Source organism: Pseudomonas sp. Irchel s3b5, assembly GCF_900187435.1.
Lineage (GTDB): Bacteria > Pseudomonadota > Gammaproteobacteria > Pseudomonadales > Pseudomonadaceae > Aquipseudomonas.
Genome location: NZ_FYDY01000002.1, coordinates 189,085 through 208,556, shown reverse-complemented (window position 1 = coordinate 208,556; position 19,472 = coordinate 189,085). Strand labels below are relative to the sequence as shown.

Sequence of the window (19,472 nt, the reverse complement as noted above, 5' to 3'; positions counted from 1 at the left end):
ATCCTCAACTAGCCGCCGCTTTCTGTTCGCCGACTGCTCACTTCGGCCGGCACATCATCCCCGGCCATGCGTTTGCGGAACAACGCCGCCCGCGCCAGCAACAACGTGGTTACCGGCACGGTGACCGACAACAGGATCGGGATCAGCCAGGCGTGCAACACCGGCCCGGACTTGAGCGCCGAAAAATAAATGATCGACGCCAATGCCACGCACCAGGCGCCCAATGTCGAAGCCAGCGCCGGTGGGTGCATGCGCTGGAAGTAGTCCTTCATGCGCAACAGACCGATGGCGCCGATCAGCGCGAAGAGACCGCTTAAGACCAGCAGGATCGCCACCGGGATTTCTACCCACAACGACAGTTCCATGTTCATTCGATGACCTCGCCACGCAGCAGGAATTTCGCCAGAGCAAACGAGCCAACGAAGCCGAACAGCGCAATCAGCAGCGCCGCCTCGAAGTACGTGTCGCTGGCATAACGAATGCCCAGCGCCAGCATCATCAGCATCGCGACGATGTACAGATAATCCAGCGCGAGTACCCGGTCCTGGGCCGACGGCCCCTTGAACAACCGGACCAGGGTCAGGATCATCGCCAGAGAAAGCAGGAACAGGCTCAGCAGGATCGCGTTCGACAGTAATGGGCTCATTCGAAGATCTCCATCAACGGACGTTCGTAGGTCGTCTTGAAGTGCTGGATGAACCGCGCCTCGTCGTCCAGATCGAACACGTGCAAGAGCAGGACGCTGCGGTCCAGCGCCAGCTCAGACCAGACCGTGCCCGGGACCACGGTGGTGATCATCGACAATGCCGCGAGGCCGTTGGCGTCGCGCAGGTCCAGCGGCACTTTGATGAAGCGGGAGCGGGGCGGACGGCGGCCCGCGTTAAGCACGCCCCAGGCCACCGCGAAATTGGATACCAGTACGTCACGACCGACGATCAGGATTAAACGCAGGATGACGCCGGGGCGGCGAATGCGTACCGGCAAGGGGCGCAATCTGCGCATCATCAGCGGTGCGCAGTAAGCCAGCACTCCACCCAGCAGCAGATTGCCGGGTGTCATCGACAGATTCAGCAGCAACCACAACAACCACAATGCCAGCGATAACCACGGCGCAGGAAACAGACGCTTCACGGTTGCACCTCCTGCGCGCCAGCCTTGTCTTGCGGGTTCGGCACGACACGGGTTTCGAGCACCGCCGTGACGTACTGCTGCGGGTTGTTCAAGGCGTCGGCGGCAGCCTGGGTGTAGCGCAACAGCGGTTCGGCCTTGAAAGTCAGCAGGATGCTCAAGCCCAGCAGGGCGAAGATGGGAATGCACTCGAGGCGTCGCAACACGGGCGATGGTCGCTCTGCTGGCGTCCAGAAGCGCTGGATGCCCAGGCGCGAGAAGGTGACGAGCGAGGCCAGCCCCGACAGGATCAACAGCACCAGCAGTCCCCAGGCGGCGGTCGAGATCACCCCGATATGGCCCAGGCCTTGTGGATTAAGCAGGGCGTTGAGCAGGCCGAGTTTGCCGATAAACCCCGAGAGCGGCGGCATGCCGATGATCAGCAAGGCGCAGGCGATGAAGCTCAAGCCGAGAAAGGCCATGGTCCAGGGAATCACCTGGCCGACCACGGCTTTCTGCTCGTCATCAAGGTTGATGCCTTTGGGCGGATGCAGGGATTCCAGAGGACGCGGCAGCAGTTCCGTTTCGTCTTCCAGCAGCAGTTCATTGGCCGACCGCGAGCGCTCGATCAGTTCGGCCAGCATGAACAAGGCGCTCAACGCCAGCGTCGAGCTGACCAGGTAGAACAGCGCCGATCCTACGAGGTTCGGTTGGGCGAAACCGATGGCCGACAACAGAATCCCCGCCGATACCAGAATGCTCAAGCTGGCCATGCGCTCCAGGCGTTGGGTGGCGAGTGTCGCGATGGCCGCACAGACGATGGTCGCCATGCCGCCGTAAATCAACCAGTCGCCGCCATAAAACGCCGACGCGCCGGCCTGGGCGGAGAACAACAGCGTCCACAAACGCAGCAAGGTGTAGACGCCCACCTTGGTCATGATCGCGAACATCGCCGCGACTGGCGCGCTCGCTGAGGAGTAGGCCGGTACCAGCCAGAAATTCAGCGGCCACATCCCGGCCTTGGCCAGGAATGCCACCGCCAGAATCCCCGCGCCGGCATGCAAAAGCCCGCGATCGGCTTGCGCCACCAACGGGATTTTCTGCGCCAGATCGGCCATGTTCAGCGTGCCGGTGACGCCGTAGATCAGCGCCGCGCCAATCAGGAACAGCGACGAGGCCAACAGGTTGATCGTGATGTAATGCAACCCCGACGACACCCGTGCCCGGCCCGAGCCGTGCAGCATCAGGCCGTAGGATGCGGCCAGCAGGACTTCAAAAAACACGAACAGGTTGAACAGGTCCGCTGTGAGGAAGGCCCCGTACAAACCCATCAGCTGGATCTGGAACAGCGCGTGGAAACTCGAACCGGCACTGTCCCAGCGCGCCATGGCGAACAGCAGCGCGCTGACACCAATGATGCCGGTCAGCACCAACATCAATGCCGACAGGCGATCAACCACCAACACCAGGCCAAAGGGCACCTGCCAGTTACTCGGCAGGTAAACGCCAATGGACCCCGGCACGTCTGTGGTTTGCGTCCACTGCAGCAGCGCCACGGCAATGCCCAGCCCGATCAGGCTGGAGAGCAGGTTGATTTTGGCCTTCAGCGGTCGGTGCTTTTCGCCGAGCATCAGCATGATCGCGGCCGTCAGCAGGGGCAGCAGGATCGGTGCGACGATCAGGTGGTTCATCGCCATCATTCCTTAGGCTCCCGGCCATCCACATGGTCGGTGCCGGTCAGGCCACGGGATGCCAGCAGCACCACCAGGAACAGCGCGGTCATGGCGAAGCTGATGACGATGGCGGTCAGCACCAGCGCTTGCGGCAACGGGTCGGTGTAGTGCAACAGGTCCTGGGGCACGCCGTCCTTGATGATCGGCTCTTTGCCGATGAACAGGCTGCCCATGCTGAAGATGAACAGATTGACGCCATACGACAGCAGGCACAGGCCCATGACCACCTGGAATGTCCGTGGCCGCAGGATCAGCCAGACGCCGGAGGCGGCCAGTACGCCGATGGCGATTGCGATGACTTCTTCCATCAGGCGGCTCCCTTGGCGGCAACGGATTTAGGCTGGGCAGCGGTTTTGTGTCCACGGACCGATTGGTGGGCGAGGGCGGTGAGGATCAACAGGGTCGAGCCGACCACCACGCCGTACACGCCGATGTCGAAGAACAGCGCGCTGGCGAGGTGAATGTCACCCAGCAGCGGCAGATCGAAATGCCAGGTATGAGTGGTCAGGAACGGATAGCCGACGACCATCGCCCCCAGGCCTGTGGCCGTGGCAATCAACAGTCCCGTGCCCATCCAGCGCAGCGGGCGCAGGCTCATTTGCGCTTCGACCCACTGCGTACCGGCGACCATGTATTGCAGGATGAATGCGACCGACATCACCAGCCCGGCGACAAAACCGCCACCTGGCTGATTGTGTCCGCGCATGAACAGGTAGAACGACACCACCAGTGCAACCGGCAACAGCAGGCGCACCAGCACCGCAGGCACCATCATGAAGCCGAGCGCGGTGTCGCTGGCGTGGCGCGGGTTGACCAGGTCGGTGACCACGTCCGGGGCGAGCAAGCGTTGTTGGGCCGGTAACTGGAGGCTTTCTTTCGGTGGGCGGAAGCGGCGCAGCAGGGCGAACACGGTCAGGGCCACGGCGACCAGTACGGTGATTTCGCCGAGGGTGTCGAAACCACGGAAATCCACCAGCATCACGTTGACCACGTTGCTGCCGCCACCCTCGGGGAGGGCGCGACTCAAGTAGAACGAGGAAATATCGTTGGGCGTCTGGCGCGTCAGCATTGCATAGGACAGCAGTGCCATGCCCACGCCGACGGCCGTCGACAGAAGCAAGTCGCGGATGCGCCGCACACGGGCGCGACGCAGGCTGCCGGGTAGCGGCGAAACTTCTTCAATTCGTCGCGGCAACCAGCGCAAGCCCAGCAAGATCAACACGGTGGTCACCACTTCGACCGCCAGTTGCGTCAGCGCCAGGTCCGGCGCCGAGAACCACACGAAGGTGACGCAGGTCATCAGGCCGCAGACGCTGACCATGGTCAGGGCCGCAAGCCGGTGATACTTGGCCTGGTACGCTGCGCCCAGCGCACAGACGATGGCCAGCAACCACAGCGTGACGAAGACGATCGAACCCGGGATTTTCGGTCGGTCGCCCCAAACCAGGCTGCTGTGCAGCATCGGGATGAGCCCGGCCAGCACCGCCGCAAGCACGACCAAAAACAACTGGGCCTGCAGGCGATGGGTGCCCAGGTGCCGCTCCAGGCGACGGGCCAGACGCATCATCACCACAAGGCTGCGTTCGAACAGACGCTTGCCGTCCAGGCGGCCTATCAGTGGCGGACCGTTGAAGCGGCCGCGCTTGAGCTGATTGCTCAGTAGCAGATAAAGCAGGGTGCCGCAGCCCAGCGCGATCAGACTCATGATCATCGGAGCGTTCAAGCCGTGCCAGATGGCCAGGCTGTACTCCGGCAGCGTACCGCCGACCACCGGTTGCGCGGCGGCAGCGAGCAACGGACCGACCACTTGTGCCGGAAAAATCCCGACGATCAGGCACGTCAGCACCAGCAGCTCAACCGGTGCACGCATCCAGCGCGGTGGTTCGTGGGGTGTGTGTGGCAGGTCGGTCGCGGTCGGGCCGTAGAAAACGTCCACGGTGAAGCGCAGGGAGTAGGCCACGCTGAAGGTGCCGGCGATGGTCGCCACAATCGGCAAGCTCAATTCGACCCAGCGGGTGGCGTTGATGAACACGGTTTCGGCGAAGAACATTTCTTTCGACAGGAAGCCGTTGAGCAAGGGCACCCCGGCCATCGAGGCGCTGGCGACCATGGCCAGGGTCGCGGTAAACGGCATCAGCTTGTACAGGCCACTGAGCCTGCGAATGTCACGTGTACCGCTTTCATGGTCGATGATGCCGGCCGCCATGAACAGCGAGGCTTTGAAGGTGGCGTGGTTGAGGATGTGGAACACCGCCGCGACGGCGGCCAGTGGGCTGTTCAGGCCAAGCAGCAGGGTAATCAGGCCTAGGTGGCTGATGGTCGAGTACGCCAGCAGACCCTTGAGGTCGTTCTGGAACATCGCGCAATACGCGCCGAGCAACAGCGTACAGGCACCGGCGCCGCTGACGATGTAGAACCATTCTTCACTGCCCGAGAGCGACGGCCATAGCCGCGCGAGTAGAAACACCCCGGCCTTGACCATGGTCGCCGAGTGCAGATACGCCGAGACGGGCGTCGGCGCGGCCATCGCGTGGGGCAGCCAGAAGTGGAAGGGGAATTGCGCACTTTTGCTCAAGGCGCCGATCAGGATCAGGGGTAGCAGAATGGGGTAGAGGACATGGGCACGAATCAGGTCGCCGGCGGCCAGGACCTTGTCCAGGTCATAGCTGCCGACTACATGGCCGAGGATCATGACCCCCGCCAGCAAGCACAAACCGCCTGCACCGGTGACCATCAGCGCCATGTAGGCACCGCGCCGTGCATCAGCGCGATGGTGCCAATAGCCGATCAACAGGAACGAGAAGAGGCTGGTCAGCTCCCAGAAAAACACGATCTGGATCAGGTTGCCGGAGATCACCAGCCCGAGCATGGCGCCCATGAAGGCGAGGAAAAACGCAAAGAAGCGCGGCACCGGATCGTCCGGCGACATGTAGTAGCGGGCGTACAACGACACCAGTGTGCCGATGCCCAGCACCAGCATCGAAAACAGCCAGGCGAAGCCGTCCATGCGCAGGACGAAGTTCAAGCCCAGGCTGGGCAGCCAGAAGAATTCTTCGCGAATCACGCCGCCGTCGGCAATCTGCGGGTACAGGAACGCGACCTGGACGGTGCCGATCAAGGCGATCAGACCTGCCAACAGGGATTCTGCGTTACGCGCATTGTGCGGCAGCACGGCCGCCAAACAGCTGCCGATGAAAGGCAGAAGCAGTAGAACTATCAGGGACATAGGCTTCTAATCTGCGGAAGTTTGTGAAGCATCATACGTGCCAGCTCCCCGATCACCAAACGCCAAGCTGTCGCAGAATCCTACACGGTAGACGGAAAAGCCCTGATTCACATTGTTTCCTGTCCGCCAAAAAAGATCGCAGCCTTCGGCAGCGCCTACAGATGTATGGAACCCTCTGTAGGCGCTGCCGAAGGCTGCGATCTTTTGATCCTGTTAATGACTGCGTTCGCGCTCCAGCGATTCGCCAACGTCTGCAGCGGCCTTACCCTTGGTCTTCAACTCACTGACAATCACCGCCGCGACAATCAACCCGGCCCCGAGCAAGGCGATTGACGGCAGCCGTTCGCCCGCAATGCGCCCGACGATGCCGGCCCACACCGGCTCACCGGCGTAGATCAGCGTTGCGCGGGTCGGCGAAACGCTCTTCTGTGCCCAGTTCATTGCTACCTGGATAGCTGCACTCGCCGCGCCGAGGCCCAGTGCGCTGCATAACAGCAGCCATGAGAAGTCAGGAATCGCCTCGTTGGTCGGCACTACCAACAGGAACGACAGCACCGAAGTGACGGCCAGTTGCACTACGGTCACTCGACGCACATCGACCTGTCCGGCATAGGTGCTGATCAGAATGATCTCTGCGGCAATCGCCACCGCGCTGATCAACGTGGCGATTTCACCGGGGCTGAAGTTGAAAGAAGCCCCGGATGGCCCGGACAGCAGCATCAAACCGGTAAAGGCCAGCATGATGCCGATGCTGGGCATCAGCCCCGGACGTCGCCCCAGCACCAGCCATTGCAGCAGCGGCACGAAGGGCACGTACAGGGCGGTAATGAACGCCGACTGGCTGCTGGGAATACTCTGCAATCCGACGGTCTGCAAACCGTAGCCGAGCATGATCGCCGCGCCAATGAATGACCCTGCCTTGAGTTCGAACCGTGTCAGGTGGCGCAGGTGACGCCAGGAAAACAGGGCGACGATGATCGCTGCGGCGGCAAAGCGCAGGCCGACGAAAAACATCGGACCGCTGACGGTCATCGCATGTTGCACCAGAAGGAAAGTGCCGCCCCAGACCATAGTGATCAGCACCAGCACGCATTCGGCCTTGCTCAGCCTGATGAAACGGGAGGAAGCCTGGGGGGAATTCACCGACGTCATGTTCTTGCACGCTACTTGAGAGGGACGCACAATGCGTCGAATGTTGCGCAGTATACTGCCCAACCCCACCGAGTGAGCAATATAGTGCACAAAGATTCTCCCCCGCGGGCTTCGGTCCTCCAGCACGTCAGCCAGAATGTCCGGCGCCTGCGTCATGCGGCCGATTTGAGCCAAACCGCATTGGCGGAAAAGTCCGGTGTCAGTCGTCGCATGCTGGTGGCGATCGAGGCGGGTGAAAAAAATGTCAGCCTGACCACACTCGACCGCGTGGCCGAAGCCCTCGACGTGGCGTTCAGCGATTTGATCCAGGCACCCGAAGCCCGCGACCACAGCCGCATCAATGAACTGGCCTGGACCGGAACCATCCCCGGCAGTAAAGCGGTGCTGCTGTCCAAGGCCACCGCCAGCCGGGAAGTGGAACAGTGGGAATGGTGCCTGCAACCGGGTGAAATTTACCCGTCGGAACCGGACGCTGACGGCTGGAGCGAGCAGATCTATGTGTTTGAAGGCTGCCTGACTGTCATGCTCGGCGAAGTGGCCAATCATATTGCAGCAGGTGAGTTTTTCATGTTTGCCAGCAACCAGCCGCACTGCTATCGCAACGATGGGGCAGCGGCGGCGCGGTTTGTGCGAAATGTGGTGATCTGAACAGGAAGTGCACGATGAGCCAGAGCTTGAACAATGACGCAGACATCCTGATTGTCGGCGGTGGCCTCAGCGGCACGATGCTGGCGGTGCAGTTGCTGCGTCTGCCGGGAAAACGCCGGGTGTTGGTGATCGAACCCCGTGCCGAGCTCGGGCGGGGCGAGGCTTACAGTGCCGTGGAACTGGGGCATACGCTCAATGGCAACGCGGCGCGGATGAGCGTCGATCCGGACAATGCCGATGACCTCACCCAATGGTTGACGCAATACATCGCCGAGGGCGGCTGGCCGGAGTCGGATCAGCAGCCGGTGCCCATCAGTGAGCTGTTCCCGCCCCGGGGGATTTTCGGTCTGTACGCGCAGCAGCGTCTGCAAGAGGCACGGGCGGTGGGTGCGTTGAACGGCTCGACGGTCGAACACGTTCGGGCCGAAGCAGTCGATTTGCGCACCGATGCCGAGACCGTGCACCTGACCTTGAATGATGGTCGACGCTTGCAGGGCGCCTTTGCGGTGCTGGCCACGGGAATGTTCCCCGCCGCGCGGACGCCGCAAACCGAATCCAGTGGCCTCAACGCCGCCGCACTCGATCCGTGGGACGTCGCTACGATGCGACAACTCGACCCGCGGTCGACGGTGTTGATCATCGGTTCGGGCCTGACCATGGTCGATGCCGTGGTTTCGCTGGAGCAGGCCGGTCATCGTGGGCCGATCGAGGTGTTTTCCCGCCATGGCCTGCTGCCTCACGTGCGCCGCCAGCCTCCGGCGTGGGTGGATTTTCTCGCCGAGGACTACAGCATCCGAAGCCCGCGTCAGCTAATGCGCGAACTGCGTCGGCACTGCCGGGACGCCATTGCCCAAGGCATCGACTGGCAGGCGCCGCTGGACACGGTGCGCGCGCATATCGGCCGTCTGTGGCATCAGGCGAGCGACGTGCAGCGGCGACAGTTTGTACGGCATGTGCGGCCATGGTGGGAAAGTCATCACCATCGCTCTCCACCGCTGAGCGCCGAATTGGTCGCGCGCTTATATAAAGAAGGTCGATTGAGTATTCATGCCGCTTCGTTCAAGGGGCTCGAGCCTTCAACCGGCCATGAGGTGAGCATTCGCCTGCGTCGTCGCGGTGACGTGCAATCCTGTGTCGTTACGGGTGCAGCGCTGATCAACTCCAGCGGTATTGAATACGATTGGCGCCGGGTCGCACGCCCGCTGCCCCGGCAACTGCTGGCCCGCGGGCTGGTTCAGCCGGGGCCGTTGGCGTTGGGGATTGCTGCCGAAGTGGACGGCGCTGTGTTGAACGCCGATGGTGAGGCTGCCAGCCGATTGTTTGCCATGGGCCCGCCGTTACGCGGCATGTGGTGGGAAAGCACTGCGGTGACGGACGTGGCGAGTCAAGCCAAGGCACTGGCCGAGCGGCTTGTTCTCGGCGAAACTCGCTAACCGGGAGGCTCGCTCCTATAGAGGGACAATGGAAATGTCGACAAAAGAAAACGCCATCGCGAGCAATCGCGAGGCCTGGAATGACTCCGCTCGCCATCACAAAGACAGCCCAGACTGGCAGCCCCTGTTGCGCGCAGTGGAGCAGACGGATTTTTCCTGCCTGGATGAGACCCTGACGGAGCTGCTGATACAGGTCGGTGTCGAGGGCAAGGACGTGGTGCAACTGGGCTGCAACAACGGCCGCGAAAGCCTGTCGTTGTTTGCGTTGGGCGCACGCCATGTGGTGGGCGTCGACCAGTCCGGCGCCTTTCTCGAACAGGCGATGGAACTGGCCGCGCGCTCACCTCATGCGCCGCAATTCATCGAGGCCGACATCCACCATTTGCCCGTTGAACTGCATGCACGCTTCGACGTGGCGCTGATCACCATCGGCGTCCTGAACTGGATGCCGGACATTGGCGAGTTCTTCCACCATGTGGCGCGCACCCTGAAACCGGGTGGTGCGCTGGTGGTGTACGAAACCCACCCGTTCCTGGAAATGCTCGACCCTGAGGCTAGCGATCCTTTTCGCCTGGCCACTTCATACTTTCGCCAAGAGCCTTTCGTGCAGCACGAGCCGATCGTCTACGAAGGCAAGGTCGAACAACCCGCTGCGCCGTCCTATTGGTTCGTCCACACCTTGGGTGACTTGTTCAGCGCGGCCATTGCGGCCGGGTTGCAGATTCGCCACTTCAAGGAATACCCACACTCCAACCGCGAAGAACGCTATGACCGCTATGAGCGGCAAGAGGCGCAGATGCCGATGTGTTTCACGTGGGTGGTGGTGAAGGGCTGATCATGAATTGGCGTGTTCAACGGAAGAACTCTCCGGGCGTTTCACCAAACTGCTGACGAAAAGCGGCGATAAACGCCGACGTCGAATCGTAGCCGCACGCGAGCGCCACGTCGGTGACTCGCTCACCTTGCTCCAGCGGCGTCAGCGCGCCGAGTAAACGCAAGCGCTGACGCCAGGCGCGGAACGTCAGGCCGGTGTCGCGCTGGAACAGGCGGCTGAGGGTTTTCTCGGTCACGCCGAATTTCTCGCTCCAGTGACTGAGCGTGGTTTGTTGCTCCGGGTGTGATTCCAGGCTTTGGGCGATTTGCCGCAAGCGACTGTCCTGGGGCAGGGGCAGCATCAAATCGATCTGCGGCGCTTCCGCCAACTGGTCAAGAATCACCTGAGCCAACCGGCCGTGCGGCCCGCTCTGATCGTACTCCACCGGAATCTGGCTGAAAGCGCGGATCAACTCGCGCAGCAGGTCGCTGACACCCAGCACATGACACCCCGGTGGCGCCCACACCGACACGCTGCAATCGATATACAAGCTGCGCATCTCGGTACGTGGCGAGCTGAATACCCGGTGCGGCATGCCCGCCGGAATCCATACCGCACGCTCCGGTGGGGCGACGAAACGCCCGACGCCGGTCTGTATTTCCAGCACACCCTGAATCGCGTAGGACAGCTGCACCCACGGATGACTGTGGCGGCGGGTCAGGGCGCGATTGGGCAGTGATTCGGTGCGACCGTAGAGCGGTCGCGGCAGGCTGGACAGCCCGGGAATACTGCGTCGAACACTCTTGTCATGTCCTTTAGGCGGCATCAGCTGGCTCATCGGCGTTAGTCGGTAATGATCAGGCACGTTAGAGTCGCTTTCACGCACTGGCAACCCCCGGATGATCAAACCCATGACCCGCCCCCGTTTTTTGCCCGACAACTTCACCCTGACCCTGATCGGCGTGGTGATTCTTGCCAGCCTGCTGCCTGCCAGCGGTCAGGTGGCGGTCGGGTTTGGCTGGCTGACCAACATCGCCATTGCCCTGCTGTTTTTCCTGCACGGCGCCAAATTGTCCCGTGAATCGATCATTGCCGGTGCCGGGCATTGGCGCTTGCATCTGCTGGTGTTCAGCCTGACTTTTGTGCTGTTCCCGATTTTGGGCCTGGCGCTCAAGCCGCTGCTGTCGCCGCTGATCGGCGACGATTTGTACATGGGCATGCTGTACCTCTGTGCGCTACCAGCCACCGTGCAATCGGCGATTGCCTTTACCTCGCTGGCACGGGGGAATATTCCGGCGGCGATTTGCAGCGCGGCGGCGTCCAGTCTGTTCGGGATTTTCCTTACGCCGTTACTCGTGACGTTGTTGCTGGATGTTCAGGGCAACGGAAGTTCGACCCTTGATGCGATCCTCAAGATCAGCGTGCAGTTGTTGCTGCCGTTCATTGCCGGGCAGATCGCGCGGCGCTGGATCGGCAACTGGGTGGCGCGTAACAAGAGCTGGCTGAAATTCGTCGATCAGGGTTCGATCCTGCTGGTGGTCTACGGCGCATTCAGCGAGGCGGTGATCGAAGGCATCTGGCACCAGATTCCGGTGCTGGATCTGGTCGGTCTGGTGGTGGTTTGCTGCATCGTTCTGGCGCTGGTGTTGCTGGCGTCGACGGTGCTCGGCAAAGCGTTCGGTTTCAACCAGGAAGATCGCATCACCATTCTTTTCTGCGGTTCGAAGAAAAGCCTGGCGACCGGCGTGCCGATGGCACAGGTGTTGTTCGCTGGCAGCACGATTGGCTTGTTGATTTTGCCGCTGATGCTGTTTCACCAGATTCAATTGATGGTGTGTGCAGTGTTGGCGCAGCGCTATGCCAAACGGCCGGAATCGATTCCCGAGCTGATGGCCCAGGTTGATCCCTGATGAATGGGGGCTGGAGCCTGTGCCGCTCCAGTCCCGTTTTTTGGGTTCACCACCCAATCCCGGAAACCCGTAGGAGCCGGCTTGCTGGCGATGAACCCAAGTGCGCTGCGTTGATCCGGTTCACCCGCATTATCGTTAACGACCATCGCCGGCAAGCCAGCTCCTACAAGGGAGCGTGCCCCACGTTGAAATTACCGTTGGTTAGCCGTCAATGGCGGAGTGCGCGGCGGGATCATGCGCTTGTTGCCGGTCGACTCGAAGGCCGATGCCAGGTGCAGCAGCGACGAGTCGTCATAGGCGCGACCGGCAAACGTCAGGCCGACCGGCATGCCGATGTCCGGCATCACGCCCATTGGCACGGTGACCGTTGGCACGCCCAAGTGACGGATGGCGAGGTTGCCGTTGGCGACCCAGACCCCGTTGCTCCAGGCGATATCCGCCGATTTTGGATCGACATCCGCATTCGCCGGACCCACGTCGGCGACCGTCGGGAACAGCACAGCGTCGAGGCCCAGACGATCCATCCAGTCTTCCAGATCGATCTTGCGGGTTTTCTCCAGTCCGCGCAGACCGTCTGGCACCGTGGAAATCTGATCCCACGGCGTGATGCCGCGTTCGGCCATGCGCACGTATTCGTCCATGCCAGCGGCCAGGTCGCCTTCTCGGTTGGGCAGGGTGCCCGGGTCGTGAGGGAAAATCAGCGGGCCGTCGACATCAACGAGGCGATTCAATTTTGGATCGCCGTTGGCCTGCAGGAAATCATCGAAGGCCCAGGCCGTCAGGTCCCACAGTTCATGGTGTAAAAATTCCTTGGAGACGATGCCGCGATTGAACACGGTCGGCGCGCCAGGACGATCGCCTTCACAATTGGAGACCAGCGGGAAATCCACTTCGATCACTTCGGCGCCAGCGGCTTCGAGGGCCTTGCGCGCCTGCTCCCAGAGCCCGATCACCGAAGGACGGGTGTGGATGCGTTGGCCGGTCGGCCCACCGATGCCCGGCGACTCGGACGTACCAGCTTCAGGGTCGGCGTTGATGTACATGCGCGGGACGCCGAACTTCTTGCCCTTCAGCGCTTCGCTGTTTGCCGCGAGCGAGGCATAGGATTCAGGGCGTACCTCGGACGATTTCGGAATGGGCACCCAGGGTTGCAAGCGCCACAGATCGCCACGGGTGTCCGGGTCATCGGCCACTACCACGTCGAGCACTTCGAGCAGGTCGGCCATGGTGCGGGCGAATGGCACGACCACGTCCATAGTCGGGGTCAGCGGCCAGTTGCCGCGTACCGAAATCACACCACGCGATGGCGTGTACGCGCACAAGCCGTTGTTCGAGGCCGGGCCACGACCACTCGACCAGGTTTCTTCTGCCAGACCGAATGCGGCGAAACTGGCAGCGGTCGCCGTACCGGCACCGTTCGAAGAACCGGAGGCAAACGGGGCGGTGAGGTAATCAGCGTTGTACGGGCTTTCGGCACGGCCGTAGACACCGCGCTGCATGCCGCCATTGGCCATCGGCGGCATGTTGGTCTTGCCCAGGCAGATTGCGCCGCCGGCGCGCAGGCGCTCGACAGTGAACGCATCGCGATAGGCGACCAGCTCTTTGAACGCAGGGCTGCCCGAAGCGGCGGTCAACCCTTTAACCAGGTAACTGTCCTTGGCCGTGTAAGGGATGCCATCGAGCGGGCCGAGCGTTTCGCCCTTGGCGCGGCGGGCGTCGGACGCTTGAGCTTCGGCCAGCGCCTCAGGGTTGGACACCACGACGGCGTTGAGGGCGGTGGGTGTTTGCGGACCGTCATAGGCCTCGATCCGGGCAAGATAGGCTTGTACCAGTTCAACCGACGTGGTCTGGCCGGATTCGAGCGCGGCGCGCAACTCGGCAATGGAAACTTCGGTAACTTCGATCATGCTGCCACCGCCGATTGCAGGTGGAGGGTCCCAAACACTTCACGTTTCTCGAAATGGACTTTCATATCGTTATTCTCATTGCACTGTCTGGCGCGACAGGGTCGGGTGTTAAAAATACTGAGCACTATTTAGCATTAAACCGGGTTTAGAGGAATATCTTGTCCAGTTTATCTTACAGGCGACAGAAAAAAGGTACTTCACCCATTCCCGAGAACTGTAGGAGCCGGCTTGCTGGCGATGGACTCCAGTGCGCCGCGTTCATTCAGCTTATACGCGTCATCGTTAACGACCATCGCTGGCGAGCCAGCTCCTACAGGAGACCGCGTTCGAGTCGAAAATGATGTGAACTCCAAACCCGTGAAAGAACCAGAAAAAAGGCCACTACAACCCGACGTTGTGGTGGCCCGAGGGTGACTCATTTTAGCACCGGATCACAGCCATTGGCCGCGTGATCAATGCGCGCCGGCAGCCTCTGGATGTACTTCTGGAGGCTCAACGGGCAAGCAGCGGTGAGACTGCCGAGAGCCTGGCCTGAGGATCTCAGGGCGCTGTCAGGCTGACCAACACAAAAAAACCGGCTGATCAGGCCGGTTTTTTTGTGGGGCGGTGGCAGAGCAACTTATTCAGGCAGTGCGATTCTCGATCAGACGATCCGAGCCGCCTTCGGCGACGCGGTTTTGCAGCAGTTTGTCAGAACCACCTTCAGCAACGCGGTTTTGCAACAGTTTGTCAGAGCCACCTTCAGCAACCCGATTCTCCATCAATTTGTCGGAGCCATCGGCGGCGACGCGGTTTTCGATCAGGCGATCGGAACCACCCTCGGCCACACGGCTTTCTATCAGACGATCCGAGCCGCCTTCAGCGACCACTGGTTGAGCGGAGTTTGCGGCGAAAGCGTTAACTGCGAAAACCGAGAAAGCGATGCTGAGGAGGGTCTGGCGTTTCATGATCGTGTGCTCCGGGGTGCTTATGGGTTGGTATGGAGCAGATGTTACGCCGGGGATTTTTTAAGAGAACTTCATTGAGTTGATGGTGACTATCGATGCTGTCAATGGATGATTGGGTGATCCTGCCGAGCTTGCTCCGGGCGGTGTTTCGACGATAGCGGTGTGTCAGTCAACTTCTAGACTGACTGAACGGCCGCTATCGCTGGCAAGCCAGCTCCTACAGGGGGGCGGGTGTTAGCGGGAAATGAGTCCGTGATCAAGGGCGTATTTGACCAGCGCCGCCGGCTTGTCGATGTTGAGTTTGCGCCGAATGCTCAAGCGGTGTGTCTCCACCGTGCGCACGCTGATGTCCAGCTCCCGCGCCATTTCCTTGTTATTCAAGCCTTGGGCCATTTTCGACAAGACCTGGCTTTCCCTCGGGGTCAGCTCGTTGTCGGTGTTCCTGTCGGCAATCAGCCGTTGGGCGATTTCCGCGCTGTAGAAGGTTCCGCCGCTGCTGATGGCTTCGATGGCGGCGATGATTTCCCGTGACGGTGCGTTCTTCAGCACATAGCCGCTGGCGCCGGAGCGCACCGATTCGCTGACGTATTCGTAATTGTCGTACATGCTCAGCACCAGCACCTTGAGCGACGGGTACTGGCTGCGCAGGACGCGGGTCAGTTCCAGGCCGTTCATGTCCGGCAGGCTGATGTCGACCAGCAGCAGGTCAGGCTGGCAGCGGCCGACCATCTCGATGGCCTCGGCGCCGTTTTCCGCTTCGCCGACCATTTCCAGGGGCGACATCACGGCCAGCAGCGCCTTGATGCCGTCGCGGACCAGGGAGTGATCGTCGACCAGGGCGACGCGGATCGGGGAGGGCAGGTTCATGCAAGGTTCACTCTTGTAGTTTTGCGCCAGGTTTCATCGGCAGCCGTACGTCCAGCTCACTTCTGCCCGGCATCGAGATCAAATCGAAGCGCCCGCCAAAATGTTCGACGCGTTCGCGGATGTTACGCAAACCAATGCCCGCCTGACGACGTTCGACCTGGGGCACGTTGAAACCGATACCGTCATCGACCACCGTCAGCCGCACGGAGTCGTTGCAGCCGCGCAGTGTAATGGACACGTTCTGCGCCTGGGCGTGGCGTTCAATGTTGGTCAGGGCTTCCTGGACGATTCGGAACAGCGACACCGCCGCGCCGTCGACGAGTTGGCAGTCGAATTCATTTTCGTCATAGGTCACGGTCAGCCCGCTGCGCTGTTCGAACTCTGCGGCCAATTGGCCGATGGCTGCCGACAGGCCAAGGGTGTCGAGCAAGGATGAGCGCAGGTCATGGGAGAGGCTGCGGACTTCGCCAATCGCATCGCCCAAGCGCTCGGTGGCGTCTCGTAAAATACCCAGGCCCTTGTCTTGTCCATTCTCCAGCATGTGGTTGGCCAGTTCGAACTGGAACTTGATCGAGACCAGCACCTGGCTGATGCCGTCGTGCAACTCGCGGGACACCCGTGATCGCTCTTCCTCCTGCAGGCTGACGATGCGCTGGGTCAGGCGTTGCAGTTTCTTGTCCGCCAACCGATGTTCGCTGACGTTGAGGGTCATGCCGGTGGCGAACACGAACAGCACCGCGACGAGGGCGACCACGGCAATTGCCATCATGGTTTTGCGAATGCCCTGAGCCACTTCGTCCCGGGCTTGTTGCGTGGCGCGCTCGACGTCTTCGAGGTAAATACCGGTGCCGAGCATCCAGCCCCAGCGATCGAGCATCACCACGTAGGCGAGTTTATCGGTCACCTGGCCGGACGAGGGTTTGTTCCAGGCATAGCGTTGAAAGCCTTCACCCGATTGCGCGCTTTTCAGCAGCGCCTGAATCACCGGCAGGCCATGCGGGTCTTTCATGTCCCAGAGGTATTTGCCCACCAGCTCGGATTGCCGCGCATGCATCAGGCTGCGGCCTTCGTGGTCGTAGACGAAGAAGTAGCCGTTGATGCCGAAGCTGAGCTTGCGCAGCTCTTCGAGGACTTGTTGCTGGGCGTGGGCATTGCCGTGACCATCGTCATACAGGGGCGCGATCAGGCTTTGGGCCATTTCCACGTAGTTTTTCAGCTCCGCGCGTTTGCTCGCCAGAATGCTGTCTTCGATCAGTTGCGCCTGTTGATCGCCCAGTTGGCGGTTGAGGGAAATCACCAGCGCGCAGATGACGGCAATGGCCAGCACCAGCGGCAGAATCCCGAGGGCGACGATCTTGTGTTTGAGCTGCATGTTGACTCCTGCCCGCGCGAAGGATCGGGATCATATGCCAAAGAGTCGCCTTGTAGGAGCGAGCCTGCTCGCGATGGCGGTATATCAGACGAATCGATGTTGAATGACACACCGCTATCGCGAGCAGGCTCGCTCCTACAGGGGGCAGTGCCGTCTACGTAGAACTACGTAGAGATCACGTACGTAGTAACGCGGATTTATTTGTGGACGGCATGCGCGGATATTGGGCCAGCTCCGCACAGCGGACACAATTATAAAAATTACCGCCGCAGTCATGGCTGTCGGCAGGAGACACGCTATGCCCCGTCTGGCTAAACACCTCGCCTGGTTTGCCGTGGCTGTCCTGGGAGCGATTGCGCTGAGTGTCGTGGCCCTGCGCCGCGGCGAAGCGATCAACGCCCTGTGGATCGTCGTCGCAGCCGTCGCTATCTACCTCGTTGCCTACCGCTATTACAGCCTGTTCATCGCCAACAAAGTGATGCAAATCGACCCTAATCGGGCCACTCCGGCTGTGCTCAATAACGATGGTCTGGACTATGTTCCGACCAACAAACACGTACTCTTCGGTCACCACTTCGCGGCAATCGCCGGCGCGGGGCCTTTGGTCGGTCCGGTACTGGCGGCGCAGATGGGCTACTTGCCCGGCACGCTGTGGCTGATCGCCGGGGTGGTGCTGGCGGGTGCGGTTCAGGACTTCATGGTCTTGTTCATGTCTACTCGTCGCAACGGCCGTTCCCTGGGGGACATGGTCCGCGAAGAAATGGGCCGCATTCCCGGCACCATTGCGCTGTTCGGTTGCTTCCTGATCATGATCATCATCCTCGCGGTGCTGGCACTGATCGTCGTGAAAGCCCTGGCCGAAAGCCCGTGGGGTATTTTTACGGTGATGGCGACCATCCCGATCGCGATGTTCATGGGCATCTACATGCGCTACATCCGCCCGGGTCGTATCGGCGAAATCTCCATCATCGGTGTGCTGTTGCTGCTCGGATCGATCTGGCTGGGCGGGCAGGTTGCCGCCGATCCGGTGTGGGCCAAGGCCTTCACCTTTACCGGTCTCCAGATCACCTGGATGCTGATCGGCTACGGTTTTGTTGCCGCAGTGTTGCCGGTGTGGCTGATCCTGGCACCGCGGGACTACCTCTCCACTTTCCTGAAAATCGGCACCATCGTCGCCTTGGCCATTGGCATTCTGGTGACCATGCCCGAGTTGAGAATGCCGGCGCTGACCCAGTTCGTCGACGGCACCGGACCTGTGTGGAAGGGCGGTCTGTTCCCGTTCCTGTTCATCACCATCGCCTGTGGCGCGGTCTCCGGTTTCCACTCGCTGATTGCTTCCGGCACCACGCCGAAGTTGCTCGCCAGTGAGGGGCATGCCCGTTACATCGGTTACGGCGGCATGCTGATGGAATCGTTTGTCGCCATCATGGCCATGGTCGCGGCATCGGTGATTGATCCGGGCGTGTATTTCGCCATGAACAGCCCGGCCGCTGTCGTCGGTGCCGATGCGGTGACCGTTGCGCAAACCGTCAGCAGCTGGGGTTTCGCCATTACCCCGGAAGCCTTGCAAGCCGTGGCCCACGACATCGGTGAAACCACCATCCTGGCCCGTGCCGGTGGTGCGCCGACTCTGGCGGTCGGTATCGCGCAGATCCTGCACAGCGTCCTGCCGGGTGAAAACACCATGGCGTTCTGGTACCACTTCGCGATCCTGTTCGAAGCGCTGTTCATCCTGACCGCAGTCGACGCCGGTACCCGTGCCGGGCGTTTTATGCTGCAGGACTTGCTCGGCTCGTTCGTGCCAGCGCTGAAGCGCACCGAATCCTGGACCGCCAACCTGATTGCCACGGCCGGTTGTGTGGCGATGTGGGGTTACTTGCTGTATCAGGGTGTGATTGATCCACTGGGCGGCATCAACACCTTGTGGCCGCTGTTCGGTATCTCGAACCAGATGCTGGCCGGTATCGCGTTGATGCTCGGCACCGTGGTGCTGATCAAGATGAAGCGTCAGCGGTATGTCTGGGTCACCTTGCTGCCAGCGGTATGGCTGCTGATCTGCACCACCACTGCGGGCTACATCAAGCTGTTCGACGCCAACCCGGCGATCGGCTTCCTCGCCCTGGCGAAGAAATACAGCGATGCGCTGGCCAACGGTCAGGTGCTGGCCCCGGCCAAGAGTATCGACCAGATGCAGCACGTGATTTTCAACGCCTACACCAACGCGACACTGACCGCTTTGTTCCTGTTCGTGGTGTTCAGCATCCTGTTCTTTGCGCTCAAGGTCGGCGTCGCTGCCTGGGGCACCAAGGAACGTACGGATAAAGAAGCGCCTTACCAAGCGCTGCCGGATGCCTGA

17 protein-coding genes are annotated in these 19,472 nt (G+C 61.2%); 5 read left to right on the top strand and 12 right to left on the bottom strand.

Features of this window, described 5'->3' with window-relative positions; all coding sequences use genetic code 11:
* Positions 1 to 8: 8 nt before the first annotated feature.
* From CKW15_RS03085 to CKW15_RS03055, 7 genes are all read right to left on the bottom strand, one after another.
* Positions 9 to 371, bottom strand: a complete 363-nt coding sequence (locus CKW15_RS03085; RefSeq protein ID WP_095061257.1) for a Na+/H+ antiporter subunit G — start codon at positions 369 to 371, stop codon at positions 9 to 11.
* Positions 368 to 646, bottom strand: coding sequence for a K+/H+ antiporter subunit F (locus CKW15_RS03080; protein WP_095061255.1), 279 nt, complete (start codon positions 644 to 646; stop codon positions 368 to 370). Before CKW15_RS03080 ends, CKW15_RS03085 begins: the two co-directional genes overlap by 4 nt.
* Complete coding sequence (locus tag CKW15_RS03075) at positions 643 to 1,131, bottom strand: Na+/H+ antiporter subunit E (protein ID WP_095151580.1); 489 nt, start codon at positions 1,129 to 1,131, stop codon at positions 643 to 645. The genes CKW15_RS03080 and CKW15_RS03075 overlap by 4 nt, the downstream gene beginning before the upstream one ends.
* Positions 1,128 to 2,807 (bottom strand): monovalent cation/H+ antiporter subunit D, encoded by a 1,680-nt coding sequence (locus CKW15_RS03070; RefSeq protein ID WP_095151579.1) that lies wholly within the window; start codon positions 2,805 to 2,807, stop codon positions 1,128 to 1,130. The genes CKW15_RS03075 and CKW15_RS03070 overlap by 4 nt, the downstream gene beginning before the upstream one ends.
* Complete coding sequence (locus tag CKW15_RS03065) at positions 2,804 to 3,148, bottom strand: Na+/H+ antiporter subunit C (protein ID WP_007986256.1); 345 nt, start codon at positions 3,146 to 3,148, stop codon at positions 2,804 to 2,806. Before CKW15_RS03065 ends, CKW15_RS03070 begins: the two co-directional genes overlap by 4 nt.
* Positions 3,148 to 6,066: a monovalent cation/H+ antiporter subunit A gene (locus CKW15_RS03060; protein WP_095151578.1), complete on the bottom strand. Its 2,919-nt coding sequence runs from the start codon at positions 6,064 to 6,066 to the stop codon at positions 3,148 to 3,150. Before CKW15_RS03060 ends, CKW15_RS03065 begins: the two co-directional genes overlap by 1 nt.
* Before the next feature lie 213 nt (positions 6,067 to 6,279).
* Positions 6,280 to 7,308: a DMT family transporter gene (locus CKW15_RS03055; RefSeq protein ID WP_095061247.1), complete on the bottom strand. Its 1,029-nt coding sequence runs from the start codon at positions 7,306 to 7,308 to the stop codon at positions 6,280 to 6,282.
* On the opposite strand from CKW15_RS03055, the gene CKW15_RS03050 reads away from it, so the two are divergent.
* Genes CKW15_RS03050 through CKW15_RS03040 form a run of 3 tightly spaced genes read left to right on the top strand, consistent with a single transcriptional unit; the run spans position 7,303 to position 10,134 of the window.
* On the top strand, positions 7,303 to 7,866 hold the full coding sequence (locus tag CKW15_RS03050) for a helix-turn-helix domain-containing protein (protein ID WP_095151577.1): 564 nt from the start codon (positions 7,303 to 7,305) through the stop codon (positions 7,864 to 7,866). The genes CKW15_RS03055 and CKW15_RS03050 overlap by 6 nt on opposite strands.
* A 14-nt stretch (positions 7,867 to 7,880) precedes the next feature.
* Positions 7,881 to 9,299, top strand: a complete 1,419-nt coding sequence (locus CKW15_RS03045; protein WP_095151576.1) for an FAD/NAD(P)-binding protein — start codon at positions 7,881 to 7,883, stop codon at positions 9,297 to 9,299.
* A 28-nt stretch (positions 9,300 to 9,327) separates the two neighbouring features.
* Positions 9,328 to 10,134 (top strand): bifunctional 2-polyprenyl-6-hydroxyphenol methylase/3-demethylubiquinol 3-O-methyltransferase UbiG, encoded by an 807-nt coding sequence (locus CKW15_RS03040; RefSeq protein WP_095151575.1) that lies wholly within the window; start codon positions 9,328 to 9,330, stop codon positions 10,132 to 10,134.
* Between the two features lie 16 nt (positions 10,135 to 10,150).
* Here CKW15_RS03040 and CKW15_RS03035 read toward each other — a convergent pair whose 3' ends face one another.
* Positions 10,151 to 10,939 (bottom strand): helix-turn-helix domain-containing protein, encoded by a 789-nt coding sequence (locus CKW15_RS03035; protein ID WP_095151574.1) that lies wholly within the window; start codon positions 10,937 to 10,939, stop codon positions 10,151 to 10,153.
* Positions 10,940 to 11,024: 85 nt separating this feature from the next.
* On the opposite strand from CKW15_RS03035, the gene CKW15_RS03030 reads away from it, so the two are divergent.
* The gene (locus tag CKW15_RS03030) at positions 11,025 to 12,023 is read left to right on the top strand and encodes a bile acid:sodium symporter family protein (protein WP_095151657.1); all 999 of its coding nucleotides are present in this window, start codon (positions 11,025 to 11,027) and stop codon (positions 12,021 to 12,023) included.
* A gap of 191 nt (positions 12,024 to 12,214) precedes the next feature.
* Here the strand turns inward: CKW15_RS03030 and CKW15_RS03020 are convergent, their stop codons facing one another.
* From CKW15_RS03020 to CKW15_RS03005, 4 genes are all read right to left on the bottom strand, one after another.
* Positions 12,215 to 13,930 (bottom strand): amidase, encoded by a 1,716-nt coding sequence (locus CKW15_RS03020; protein WP_095151572.1) that lies wholly within the window; start codon positions 13,928 to 13,930, stop codon positions 12,215 to 12,217.
* 623 nt (positions 13,931 to 14,553) lie between these two features.
* On the bottom strand, positions 14,554 to 14,877 hold the full coding sequence (locus CKW15_RS03015) for a hypothetical protein (protein ID WP_095151571.1): 324 nt from the start codon (positions 14,875 to 14,877) through the stop codon (positions 14,554 to 14,556).
* A 234-nt stretch (positions 14,878 to 15,111) separates the two neighbouring features.
* Entirely contained in the window at positions 15,112 to 15,744 is a 633-nt protein-coding gene (locus CKW15_RS03010) for a response regulator transcription factor (RefSeq protein ID WP_046042521.1), read from the bottom strand.
* A gap of 7 nt (positions 15,745 to 15,751) precedes the next feature.
* The gene (locus CKW15_RS03005; RefSeq protein WP_095151570.1) at positions 15,752 to 17,116 is read right to left on the bottom strand and encodes a cache domain-containing protein; all 1,365 of its coding nucleotides are present in this window, start codon (positions 17,114 to 17,116) and stop codon (positions 15,752 to 15,754) included.
* A 298-nt stretch (positions 17,117 to 17,414) separates the two neighbouring features.
* Here CKW15_RS03005 and CKW15_RS03000 point away from each other — a divergent pair, with 298 nt between their 5' ends.
* Positions 17,415 to 19,472, top strand: coding sequence for a carbon starvation CstA family protein (locus tag CKW15_RS03000; RefSeq protein ID WP_095061590.1), 2,058 nt, complete (start codon positions 17,415 to 17,417; stop codon positions 19,470 to 19,472).

Excerpts from the sequence above, each read along its gene's own strand:
- CKW15_RS03085 (WP_095061257.1), bottom strand. The coding sequence starts at position 371 with ATGAACATGGAACTGTCGTTGTGGGTAGAAATCCCGGTGGCGATCCTG.
- CKW15_RS03080 (WP_095061255.1), bottom strand. The coding sequence starts at position 646 with ATGAGCCCATTACTGTCGAACGCGATCCTGCTGAGCCTGTTCCTGCTT.
- CKW15_RS03070 (WP_095151579.1), bottom strand. The coding sequence starts at position 2,807 with ATGATGGCGATGAACCACCTGATCGTCGCACCGATCCTGCTGCCCCTG.
- CKW15_RS03065 (WP_007986256.1), bottom strand. The coding sequence starts at position 3,148 with ATGGAAGAAGTCATCGCAATCGCCATCGGCGTACTGGCCGCCTCCGGC.
- CKW15_RS03060 (WP_095151578.1), bottom strand. The coding sequence starts at position 6,066 with ATGTCCCTGATAGTTCTACTGCTTCTGCCTTTCATCGGCAGCTGTTTG.
- CKW15_RS03045 (WP_095151576.1), top strand. The coding sequence starts at position 7,881 with ATGAGCCAGAGCTTGAACAATGACGCAGACATCCTGATTGTCGGCGGT.
- CKW15_RS03040 (WP_095151575.1), top strand. The coding sequence starts at position 9,328 with ATGGAAATGTCGACAAAAGAAAACGCCATCGCGAGCAATCGCGAGGCC.
- CKW15_RS03035 (WP_095151574.1), bottom strand. The coding sequence starts at position 10,939 with ATGCCGCCTAAAGGACATGACAAGAGTGTTCGACGCAGTATTCCCGGG.
- CKW15_RS03030 (WP_095151657.1), top strand. The coding sequence starts at position 11,025 with ATGACCCGCCCCCGTTTTTTGCCCGACAACTTCACCCTGACCCTGATC.
- CKW15_RS03020 (WP_095151572.1), bottom strand. The coding sequence starts at position 13,930 with ATGATCGAAGTTACCGAAGTTTCCATTGCCGAGTTGCGCGCCGCGCTC.
- CKW15_RS03015 (WP_095151571.1), bottom strand. The coding sequence starts at position 14,877 with ATGAAACGCCAGACCCTCCTCAGCATCGCTTTCTCGGTTTTCGCAGTT.
- CKW15_RS03010 (WP_046042521.1), bottom strand. The coding sequence starts at position 15,744 with ATGAACCTGCCCTCCCCGATCCGCGTCGCCCTGGTCGACGATCACTCC.
- CKW15_RS03005 (WP_095151570.1), bottom strand. The coding sequence starts at position 17,116 with ATGCAGCTCAAACACAAGATCGTCGCCCTCGGGATTCTGCCGCTGGTG.
- CKW15_RS03000 (WP_095061590.1), top strand. The coding sequence starts at position 17,415 with ATGCCCCGTCTGGCTAAACACCTCGCCTGGTTTGCCGTGGCTGTCCTG.